Here is an 11,574-nt window from a genome sequence, read left to right as displayed (position 1 = left end):
TTTCTCTCTTCCTTTCCTTATTTTATTATGGTTGTACTACAAGTTCTGCAACTTCGCTTTTAATTCCATCTACTACTTGATAAACTGTAACGACCGCGCCCGATGGTAAAACTTCGTCAAGTTTTACGACATAGTTCCCAATCGCATCAGCTGTTTCAGCATATTCTTGATTATTCACCATTAGAACAATTTCACCAAATGGATCTGCTAATCCTGTTACTTTTTTCTCTCCAGTTGTTAGCGTATCAATTGATGGTTTTTTTGGATAGACTTGAATGGTTTTTTTAAACGTACTTCCTGTAGTAGGATTGGTTACCTCTACCTCAATACTTGATCCTGCTGAATACGCTATTGAAAAATCTAAATTAAAGTTTCCAGAAGCATCAGATTTCCCACGATAGATTTTTGAACGTGTAACAATCGCTGAATCAACCTTTACTTTAATATCAGCATTTGCGATTGTATTTCCGGTTATTTTTTTATCTTCAGATGTCACACGGTTTAAAGAAATTACTTCCGCTGCCATCACTGTTGCATGGGTACTATCACTTTTTTGACCGGTTACTGGATCTAAAATATACGCTTCAATCGGAGTCCCAACTGGATAGGTTTGATCTAAGTTTGATTTGAATAATCCATTTTCGTGAATCGTTTCTTCATACTCATCCTCGCCAATGTTCACAACCAATGTCGTATTTGCACGTCCACTTCCATTTAAAACTTTATCTTTATTTGTTAATTGTTCTAATAATGGTTTTTCAATTTTTGTTTGTTGAACAGAGCCTGTATATGTTTTACTGATTCTTCCTTCACTATCTTCAACATAGGCTTCAATTAATGTTCCTCCTGTGTAGGTAGTATCTAACTTAAGAGAGAAGGTCCCATCTGCACCAACAGTTTCTTTATACATATCAAGTCCCATTTTTAAATAGAGAGTAGTGTTCTTTTCAGCCGTTCCAGTCACGACCTTATCTGTATCCAATACTTTATTGGTTACGGGGATAGCCAGTTCACTTTTCTCAACAACTGTGATCTGAGCAACGGCAGTTCCAATGTTGTTATCGCTATCTACAACTTGATAATGTACTTCATAGTTACCAGGTACTCTCGTGTTTACATTATTGGACACAATTTGAATATTTGTTAAATTCCCATCTACTTCATCATAGGCAGTAACACCTTCTAAAGCATCGAAAGGAGTTCCAACTTCGAGAGTTCTATCTGGTGCGGTAATCACAGGGACTTCATTGCTTGCATTTTTTACGTCAAACGATGCCAGTAATTTACCTGCACTAACATTCATGTGTTCCATAATTTGATAGCGATAGGCCTTAAGAGATGTCACATCAAAAATAGCATAGTCCTTAGTATAGGTTGCGTACACCTGATCCCCTTGCTCCCCAATTAAACTAAACGTGTAACCACCAGTATCTGGCGGAAATTTAACCTGAATTCTCTTTGTTTCTGTTGTTACATAGCCCTTTCCGTTTAAATAATTCGCACTTGGTTCTATCCCAGATAACTCATAAATAGTGACAAATCTAGATAATTCTTCACCTTGAGGATCTTTTATAAGGGATTTAATTGGACTTTTTTGCGTCGTTGATTGATTTGGCAGATAAGACTCCAATGTAGTTTCTTGTCCCACTGTTCCCTCAAGTGTAGCGGCATCTGCATTAAGTTGACCTAACGCAATTCCACAACATAACACCATTCCTAAGCCTACTAATTTTAATTTAATCATTTTTCTCTCCTTCTTAATTAGATAATAAAAAAATTGTTTTCATATTATCTTTAAATTATTTTTAACAAATTTAATTATAATATATAAATAAAATTAATTTGATCATTTTTTGTGTAGTGGTTATACAAAAAAACGACATTTAATCCTATGTTTTTTTTATCACAACTTATTACGTGTATTTAAAAAGTTAGATGTAAGTAACTTAAAATAAATAAGAAACCCTAATAAATCTAGGATAGTCTAAAAAAAAACGAATAAAAAATTATGATTTACATAATTTTTTATCGAAAAAATGAAAAAAACTTGAGTTTTATTAATATTTGTGAGAATTTTCAGAATTTAGCGAGAGGACAATACAAAAAAAGAGCAAATCAAGTAATAATTCCACGGTATAATATATTTAATTTAAGACGTAATTCTAGATACAGTTCTTAAGTTAAATAAAAAAGAGGGAGGTAAAAAATGATTAAATTGAAGTTAGTTGGATTTGGCATGGTTTCATAGTAAAAGTAATTTTTTAGTTGGTAACGGATTCAAATAGTAGCATAAGGAGCTAGATTTAAGCTCTATATACAAACAAATTAATTGATTAAGGTGTTAGGTTAGAGATCAGGATTTTTTTAGAAAGTATTTTTATACTTTTGATGGAATTGCAGCGCTTAATAAAAAAGGTAGAACACAAATAGTATCCTATATACTATTGATTGTGAAAATCACTCAATAGGAGTATTAAGAAATAATTCATAAAATAATTTTATTCAAAGGTAGCTTAGATTAAATCTATTCAATAATAAAAGAAACGACAAGTGAAGTTGTAGAATTGCAGTATACGTATAATGAGGAGAGTGTGGAGGAAAAATGAATAAATTAAAATTAGTGAGCTTAGGTATTGTGCTATGTTGTGGAGTTGTGTTAAGTCAATCTGACGTGAAGGCGGATACATCTGAACCGCTTGTAGAAAGTTTTCAAAGTTTAGAAGTCCTTGATTTTTTGAATATTGAGAATAGTCAGAAAGTTGAATCTTTTTCAAGTGTAGATCTGCTTAAAAATACACTTCCGGTGATTACAGTATCAGATCGAACGATTGAAGTTGGGACTCCCTTCGATGCCTTAGAAGGAGTTACTGCAGTGGATGAAGAGGATGGGGTAATAACAGCAATTCAAGTTGTATCTAATAGTGTAAACAATAGAATCCCTGGTAACTATGAAGTACATTATAAGGTTGTGGATAGCGCAGGTGGTATTGGAACAGCCGTTGCCAAGATTGCGGTTGTTGCCAAAAGTGAATTGCCTATGCCTAAGGTTAATAAAGTATTAGATACAGATACGTTTGTGACCGGAACTGCTGAAAAAAATACAACTATTTATTTGAAAATAGGTCTTGATACGTACCAAGAGTCAGTTGGAGAATCTGGTACCTTCTCTATTAAGTTAGATAAAACCTATATAGCCGGACTAGTAATTGAAGCCTATGTTGAAGATAGTACAGGGAGAATCAGTCAAAGCTATGTAAGTTCTGTTCAACAAACAGTGCTTGCAAAACCGTTATTAGAACGAGTAACAAATGCCAGCAAAGTTATTACCGGAAGCGGACGTGCCAATATGAAATTAACTGTGAAAATCGGTGAAGATGAGTATGAAGAAAAGATTCATGACACTGGATTATTTAAACTGAGTTTAGATCAAACTTACCCAGTGGGGACACCGATTGAAGCATACATTACCGATCCAGCAACTGGTGAAGAAAGTGAAAGTACTCATGCTGTAGTTGTAGCAGATGAATCGATTTCATTAAACCGCGTGACATCAGAGGATAAAAAAATAACTGGAACTACCATTGCAAATGCCGATGTTGTAGTAAATGTAATTCCTTTGGAGAGCAATGCCACACCTGACAGAATTTATCGTGGAAAATCAGATGCTTCTGGCAAGTTTAATATTGCTTTTTCAATAGCGTATCCAGCAGGATCAACTATTAAGGTAACGGTAACCAATCCTACTACAGGAAAAGAGTTTACGAAAACGATTCAAGTTTATCCAAAAAAACCATCAATTGATACGCTAACAACTGGAGAGAAAAAAGTAACAGGTTTAGCGGATCCATTTGGAGAAATTGTTCTAATGGTAAATGATCAAGAATATGCTGGAACAGCTGATGCGGCTGGGGATTATGTAATAAAACTTGACGAAGTTTTACCATCGGGCGCAGTTGTTACGGTTTACCAAGTAGTAGCTGGAGTTCAAAGTGAAGTTGCAGAACTAATAGTAAAACCATAATAAATTAAGGAGAGGGAGAGAGAAATGATTAACTTAAAATTAGTAGGAATAGGGATGGTGTTGTGCTGTGGAGTCGCATTAGGTCAACTCAGTGCCGATGCTGCTATACTTGATGGAACAGTTGTACAAGGAGCTAGACTCGGATCTTATCTGCCAGAAAAAACAATTACGCAAGAGGATGCGTTTCAAGTACTTTTAGGAAATCGTGACATTTCAAATATGGAGCCTATTGTTGCTGTGGAGGGGAAGGCGCTTGACCCACTGGCTGATAATATCAATTCAGAGGGATACGCAACAGACTTTACCACATCAATCCGGATTAATAAACCAGTTGGAAACTTTAGAGGATATAAAATGTATCGTGATAGATATTCTGGTCCGGAAATGGTAGGAAGCCTAGTTGGTAACTATGTCTATTTTGGAAATGTTTCTTTAAATCCTAACTCAAAATATGTGATTTATGGAGTTCCATCTGAACCAGGTTCCATTATACGTGTCGTTGCTTTCGAGGTAAAAAGAGCAAATAGACTTCCTGTGATTACGGCACCAGATAGAACGTTTTATATAGGTGATGTTTTTGATGCTTTGGAGGGGGTTACTGCTAAGGATGAAGAAGATGGAGACTTAACAAATATTGAAGTGAAGTCTCATAATGTCAATCCATACAAACCAGGTGAATATGAGATTAATTTTGAAGTAACAGATAGTGCAGGTGGGGTTGGAACAGCAACTTCTAAAATTACAGTCGTTGCTAGAAATACAGTTCCTGTCATTACCGCACCAGATAGAACCATCGAAGTAGGTAGTAAGTTTGATGCTTTAGAAGGTGTTACGGCCTATGATAAAGAAGATGGAGTATTAACCAATACTCAAGTAGTGTATACAAGCGTTAAACCAGACGAAGCTGGTGAGTATATAGTTCGATATGAAGTAAGAGATAGCGCTGGAGCCATTGGAAAAGCAACCGCTAAAATTACAGTAGTTGAAAAAGTAATCAATACAGTTCCTGTCATTACAGCACCAGATAGAACGATTGAAGTAGGCAGTGAGTTTGATGCTTTAGAAGGTGTTACTGCTAAGGATGAAGAAGATGGGGCTTTAACAAATATTAAAGTTGAGTCTGATGTAGATACGACAAAGATTGGCAAGTATGAAGTTCGTTATGAAGTAACTGATAGTGCCGGAGCTGTTGGAAGAGCAACTGCTACAATTACAGTAATTGCAAAAAATACAGTTCCTGTCATTACAGCACCAGATAGAACGATTGAAGTAGGCAGTGAGTTTGATGCTTTAGAAGGTGTTACTGCTAAGGATGAAGAAGATGGGGCTTTAACAAATATTAAAGTTGAGTCGGATGTAGATACGACAAAGATTGGCAAGTATGAAGTTCGTTATGAAGTAACTGATAGTGCCGGAGCTGTTGGAAGAGCAACTGCTACAATTACAGTAATTGCAAAAAATACAGTTCCTGTCATTACAGCACCAGATAGAACGATTGAAGTAGGCAGTGAGTTTGATGCTTTAAAAGGTGTTACTGCTAAGGATGAAGAAGATGGGGTTTTAACAAATATTCAAGTGAAGTCCAATGGTGTAAATACGGAAAAAATTGGAGAATATGAAGTTCGTTATGAAGTAACCGATAGCGCCGGAGCTGTTGGAACAGCAACTGCTACAATTACAGTAATTGCAAAAAATACGATTCCTGTCATTACAGCACCAGATAGAACAATTGAAGTAGGCAGCAAGTTTAATGCTTTAGAAGGTGTTACTGCCAAGGATAAAGAAGATGGAGCTTTAACAAATATTGCAGTTAAGTCCAATAATGTAGATACGGCCAAGATTGGCGAGTATGAAGTTCGTTATGAGGTTGTGGATAGTGCTGGAGCTGTTGGAACAGCAACTGCTAAAATCTCGGTTGTGGAAATCGAGTTAGCGATGCCCGTAGTTAACGAAGTGTTAGATACAGATAACGTTGTAAAAGGAACTGCAGAAAAGAACACAACGCTGTATTTAAAAATGGGTCTTGATTATTATGAAGAATCAGTTGGTGAAGACGGCACCTTCTCTTCTAACCTAGACACTACCTATACAGCAGGAACAGCAATTGAAGCCTATGTGAAAGATAATGACGGAAGAACCAGTAAAACCTATAAGGGATCAGTTCAGCTAACAAAAATTAAAAACCCATATCTAGAAATATTAACAGATACAAGTAAAATTTTAATTGGACGTGGACGTGCCAATACTACGTTGTTTGTGAAGATTGGTGAAGATAGCTATGAAGAAGATATTCCTAAGACTGGTTTATTCAAATTAAGATTGGATCAAACCTATCCAGTAGGAACTCCAATTGAAGCATATATTCTAGATCCAGTGACTAATCAAGAAAGTGACATTACCTATGCAGCAGTTGTGCCAGCAGAAGTAATTTCTTTAAATCGTGTGACGTCAGAGGATAAAAAAATAACTGGAATCACTATTCCGAATGCGCATATTAAAGTCTCAGTTTATCCAAAAATCATTGAAGATGTAACGGAAACGGACTCACGTAAAAGAACTTATTATGGAAACTCAGATGATTCTGGGAATTTTGATATCGCCTTTTCAATAGCTTATCCAGCAGATTCTAAAATTGAAGTAGAAGTAACAAATCCTACTACAGGACGTAAATTTAAAAAAGCAATTCAAATCTATCCAAGAAAGCCGACGATTGCAGCAGTAATCACTGGGGATAGAAAAGTAACAGGTACTGGGGATCAAAATGCTCAAATTATTTTAACAGTAAATAATCAAGTATATTCTCCTGTACTAGCAGATGAAGCTGGGAATTATTCAATCAATCTTACTGAGGCTCTACCGTCAGGGGCAGTCGTTTCAGTTTATCAAGTAGTATCTGGAATTAAAAGTGAAGTTGCAGAAACAACAGCACGACCATAATAAAAAAAGTGAAAGAATAAATAAAGATAGAATTTTTTTAGGACAACTATGCAAGAAAATGAATGATCAATTACGCTAATCAGTAGAAGTAAAAATGACTGGGAGTACAGTTTATTCTGCTCAGTCGTTGTACTTGCAAGAAAGAATCGAACCCGTTGAAGGATTTGGAGCGATTCAACAGGTTTCCCCTTCACTAGTTTTTATTCGCTTAATTAGTGAAGGGGATGATTATTTATAACTCAATAATAAGAAGGAAAAGGAGAGAGAAAAAATGATTAAATTAAAATTAGTAGGCTTAGGAATGGTGTTGTGTTGTGGAATTGTGTTAGGTCAACTTAGTGCAGATGCCGCTACACTTGAGGGAACAGCTGGACAAGGAACTACATTGGAGTCATATCTGCCAAATAAAGTAATGATGCAAGAAAATCCAATTCAATCCCTTATAAAAGATCCTCGAGATGCAGGATTATTTCCTTTTGTCCAAGATGACATTAGTGGGGTAACGGGAGTGGCTAATTATTTGAGTAATACAAACCATATAACAACAAATACTACTATAGTTCGTATTAACAAAATACCTGGTTATAGTAAATTTGTTTTATATTCGTATGAGAATACGCATTTCGATGGAGTGGAACAGAATGGTTATATTTATTTTTATGTGGATCTTGATGCAGGGGAGCATCAAATTCAGGGAAACAAAGGTGGACAAAGAGATCTTTTATCAGCATTTAATGTAGAAGACGCTCCAAATGAAGGGCCTGTAATTACCGCAAAAAATAGAACCATCGAAGTCGGAAGCGATTTTAAACCCTTAGATGGTGTTAAGGCTACGGATAAAGAAGACGGGGATTTAACAAAGTTTATTAAAGTGACGTCTGATAATGTCGATACGGATATACCTGGAGAGTATGAAGTAAGTTATGAAGTAGCAGATAGCAAGGGTGCTATTGGACGAGCAACCGCCAATATTTCCGTCATTAAAAGAAATGAATTGCCTGTGATTACTGCACCCGATAGAACCATCGAAGTCGGAAGTGATTTCAAACCCTTAGATGGTGTTAAGGCTACGGATAAAGAAGACGGGGATTTAACAAAGTTTATTAAAGTGACGTCTTATAATGTCGATACGGATACACCTGGAGAGTATGAAGTAAGTTATGAAGTAGCAGATAGCAAGGGTGCTATCGGAAGAGCAACCGCCAATATTACCGTCATAAAAAGAAATGAACTGCCTGTGATTACTGCACCCGATAGAACGATTCGAGTAGGGAGTGAGTTTAAACCTTTAGAAGGAGTTACCGCTTACGATAAAGAAGACGGATTCTTACGAAATATCCGGGTTGAATTTGATAATGTTGATGTAACTACTCCTGGTGAGTATATAGTACGGTATGAGGTAACGGATAGCGATGGTGGAGTGGGGAAAGCAACCGCTAAAATTACCGTCATTTATGCCAATGAACTCCCTGTGATTACCGCACCAGATAGAATCATCGAAGTCGGAAGTGAGTTTAAGCCTTTGGAAGGTGTCACTGCCTATGACAAAGAAGATGGGGTATTAACCAATACGCAAGTAATTTCGGATAATGTCAATCCAGATGTACCAGGAGTTTATGAAGTACGTTATCAAGTTGTAGATAGTGACAATGGCATTGGAACAGCAACGGCTAAGATCACTGTTGTGAAAGGCGAATTGGAGATGCCTGTAATTTTTGAAATGTTGGATACTGACAGAATTGTGAAAGGAACCGGAGAGAAAAACACGACCTTGTATTTAAAAATTGGCAATGACTATTTTGAAGAAAAAGTAGAATCCAACGGAACGTTTACAGTTGTATTAGAAAATTCATATGCGGCTGGAACAGTAATCGAAGGGTATCTTAAAGATAGTGAAGGTCAACATAGTAAAACCTATAAGGGGGTAGTAATTGCGACAGATATGTTGTCAATCAATCGGGTGACAACCGCAGATAGAAAAATAAGTGGATTGACTATTCCGAATGCCATTGTTGAAGTACGGGTTACGACACTTGCAAAAGTAAAAGTTTATAAAGGGAAATCAGATGCATCTGGCAACTTTAAGATTAATTTTACGCAACCGTATTCACTAGGTACACCAATTGAAGTGACGGTAATTAATCCATTTACCGAACATAAGATTATTAAGACAATTCAGGTAGTTGCTCCTTAAAAAATGTATTCTCTTTAAGAGAACTATCAAAAAAATTAATGACTGTACTGGTACGAAAGCAAGAAAGAATCGAACCTGTTGAAGGATTTGGAGCGATTCAACAGGTTTCCCCTTCACTAGTTTTTATTCGCTTAATTAGTGAAGGGGATGATTATTTATAACTTAAGGATGGTAAAGAAAAGGAGAGAGAGAAATGATTAACTTAAAATTACTAGGAATAGGAACGGTATTATGTTGTGGAATTACGTTAGGTCAACTTAATGCAGATGCAGCTACACTTGATGGACCAGTTGTACAAGGAACTACATTAGAGTCTTATCTGCCAAATCAATCAATGATGCAAGAAAGTGCAATTCAATCCCTTATGGAAGATCCTCAAGGTGCCGAATTATCTAGATTTGTCACTAATTTTGAAATATCTGATGTAGTAGAACCTAGTGCTAATTATTTGAGTAGTACAAACCATGTAACAACACGAACAAAGAGAATTCGTGTGAAAAGGCCAATGGGATATATTGATGATGAGTTTATTTTATTTAAGATTGATGGGGGGGAGAATCCGGACGTGTTCTGTGGAAGGGAAGAGAATGGTTATATTTATTTTGATGTGAGATCTCTTCAGCCGGGTAAATATGAACTTCAAGGAACAACAATTAAACCTGGTGCTCTTAGGCTTTTAGTAGCATTTGACGTAAAACTTGCCAGCAATGAAGTCCCTGTGATTACCGCACCCGATAGAACCATCGAAGTAGGCAGTGTGTTTGATGCTTTAAAAGGTGTTACTGCCAAGGATAAAGAAGATGGGGTTTTAACAAATATTCAAGTGAAGTCCAATAATGTAGATACGACAAAGGTTGGAGATTATGAGGTTTATTATGAAGTAACCGATAGCGACGGTGGTGTGGGTAAAGCAACTGCTAAAATTACAGTAATTCCCAAAAATAACCTACCTGTGATTACCGCACCAGATAGAACCCTCGAAGTGGGGAGTGAATTTGATGCCTTAGCAGGGGTTACAGCTTTTGATGAAGAAGATGGGAAATTAACCGATATTCGTGTGGAACATACGAATGTTAATATGCAAAAACCAGGGAAGTATCAAGTGGGTTACGAAGTAACCGATAGCAAGGGTGCTATTGGACGAGCAACCGCCAATATTACCGTCATTAAAAGAAATGAACTGCCTGTGATTACTGCACCCGATAGAACAATTCAAGTTGGAAGTAAATTCAATCCCTTAGAAGGAGTTACCGCTTACGATAAAGAAGATGGATTCTTACGAGATATCCGAGTCGAATTCGATAATGTTGATACAGCTACTCCTGGTGAGTATATAGTACGGTATGAGGTAACGGATAGCGATGGTGGAGTGGGGAAAGCAACCGCTAAAATTACCGTCATTAAAAGAAATGAATTGCCTGTGATTACTGCACCCGATAGAACAATTCGTGTTGGAAGTAAATTCAATCCCTTAGAAGGAGTTACAGCTTACGATAAAGAAGATGGATTCTTACGAGATATCCGAGTCGAATTCGATGGCGTTAATACAGCTATTCCTGGTGAGTATATAGTACGGTATGAGGTAACGGATAGCGATGGTGGAGTGGGGAAAGCAACCGCTAAAATTACCGTCATTTATGCCAATGAACTCCCTGTGATTACCGCACCAGATAGAACGATCGAAGTTGGAAGTGAGTTTAAGCCTTTGGAAGGTGTCACTGCCTATGACAAAGAAGATGGGGTATTAACCAATACGCAAGTAATTTCTGATAATGTCAATGTAGATGTACCAGGAGTGTATGAGGTGCGTTATCAAGTTGTAGATAGTGACAATGGAATTGGAACAGCAACGGCTAAGATCACTGTTGTGAAAGGCGAATTGGAGATGCCTGTAATTTTTGAAATGTTGGATACCGACAGAATTGTGAAAGGAACAGGAGAGAAAAACACGACCTTGTATTTAAAAATTGGCAATGACTATTTTGAAGAAAAAGTAGAATCCAACGGAACGTTCACTGTTGTATTAGAAAGTTCTTATGCGGCTGGAACCGTAATCGAAGGATATCTTAAAGATAGCGAAGGTCGACACAGTAAAACCTATAAAGGAATAGTAATTGCGACAGATAGGTTGTCAATCAATCGGGTGACAACCGCAGATAGCAAAATAAGTGGATTGACTATTCCGAATGCCATTGTTGAAGTACGGGTTACGACACTTGCAAAAGTAAAAGTTTATAAAGGGAAATCAGATGCATCTGGCAACTTTAAGATTAATTTTACGCAACCATATTCACTAGGTACACCAATTGAAGTGACGGTAATTAATCCATTTACCGGACATAAGATTATTAAGACAATTCAGGTAGTTACTCCTTAAACTAGTAGCTAGCAAGAGTTTGTTTGAGTCAAACAAGTCTAAAAA

At 36.7% G+C, this 11,574-nt stretch carries 7 protein-coding genes; 6 read left to right on the top strand and 1 reads right to left on the bottom strand.

Annotation, left to right across the window (positions count from 1 at the left end):
• Positions 1–25: 25 nt before the first annotated feature.
• A complete protein-coding gene (locus tag BR43_RS07320; protein ID WP_034560666.1) occupies positions 26–1,744 on the bottom strand; it encodes an Ig-like domain-containing protein in 1,719 nt (572 codons plus the stop codon).
• Positions 1,745–2,602: 858 nt separating this feature from the next.
• On the opposite strand from BR43_RS07320, the gene BR43_RS07315 reads away from it, so the two are divergent.
• The 6 genes from BR43_RS07315 (at position 2,603) to BR43_RS19045 (ending at position 11,529) form a co-directional block, all read left to right on the top strand.
• Positions 2,603–4,021, top strand: a complete 1,419-nt coding sequence (locus tag BR43_RS07315; protein WP_034560663.1) for an Ig-like domain-containing protein — start codon at positions 2,603–2,605, stop codon at positions 4,019–4,021.
• Between the two features lie 24 nt (positions 4,022–4,045).
• On the top strand, positions 4,046–6,958 hold the full coding sequence (locus tag BR43_RS19055) for an immunoglobulin-like domain-containing protein (RefSeq protein WP_051933860.1): 2,913 nt from the start codon (positions 4,046–4,048) through the stop codon (positions 6,956–6,958).
• A gap of 94 nt (positions 6,959–7,052) precedes the next feature.
• Positions 7,053–7,196 (top strand): hypothetical protein, encoded by a 144-nt coding sequence (locus BR43_RS19865; protein ID WP_157463971.1) that lies wholly within the window; start codon positions 7,053–7,055, stop codon positions 7,194–7,196.
• A gap of 33 nt (positions 7,197–7,229) precedes the next feature.
• Positions 7,230–9,152: an immunoglobulin-like domain-containing protein gene (locus BR43_RS19050; protein WP_051933859.1), complete on the top strand. Its 1,923-nt coding sequence runs from the start codon at positions 7,230–7,232 to the stop codon at positions 9,150–9,152.
• 38 nt (positions 9,153–9,190) lie between these two features.
• Positions 9,191–9,313, top strand: coding sequence for a hypothetical protein (locus BR43_RS20595; RefSeq protein WP_281173958.1), 123 nt, complete (start codon positions 9,191–9,193; stop codon positions 9,311–9,313).
• 32 nt (positions 9,314–9,345) lie between these two features.
• A complete protein-coding gene (locus tag BR43_RS19045) occupies positions 9,346–11,529 on the top strand; it encodes an immunoglobulin-like domain-containing protein (protein ID WP_051933858.1) in 2,184 nt (727 codons plus the stop codon).
• Positions 11,530–11,574: the final 45 nt, after the last annotated feature.

Source organism: Carnobacterium gallinarum DSM 4847, from assembly GCF_000744375.1.
Classification (GTDB): Bacteria; Bacillota; Bacilli; order Lactobacillales; family Carnobacteriaceae; genus Carnobacterium; species Carnobacterium gallinarum.
Note: the sequence above shows the minus strand (reverse complement) of the source record. Positions and strands in the feature narration are given on the sequence as shown.

Bases quoted from the DNA above. Each gene is read 5' to 3' on its own strand.
- BR43_RS19865 (WP_157463971.1), top strand. From the start codon at position 7,053: ATGACTGGGAGTACAGTTTATTCTGCTCAGTCGTTGTACTTGCAAGAA.
- BR43_RS20595 (WP_281173958.1), top strand. From the start codon at position 9,191: ATGACTGTACTGGTACGAAAGCAAGAAAGAATCGAACCTGTTGAAGGA.
- BR43_RS07320 (WP_034560666.1), bottom strand. From the start codon at position 1,744: ATGATTAAATTAAAATTAGTAGGCTTAGGAATGGTGTTATGTTGTGGA.
- BR43_RS19050 (WP_051933859.1), top strand. From the start codon at position 7,230: ATGATTAAATTAAAATTAGTAGGCTTAGGAATGGTGTTGTGTTGTGGA.
- BR43_RS07315 (WP_034560663.1), top strand. From the start codon at position 2,603: ATGAATAAATTAAAATTAGTGAGCTTAGGTATTGTGCTATGTTGTGGA.
- BR43_RS19055 (WP_051933860.1), top strand. From the start codon at position 4,046: ATGATTAACTTAAAATTAGTAGGAATAGGGATGGTGTTGTGCTGTGGA.
- BR43_RS19045 (WP_051933858.1), top strand. From the start codon at position 9,346: ATGATTAACTTAAAATTACTAGGAATAGGAACGGTATTATGTTGTGGA.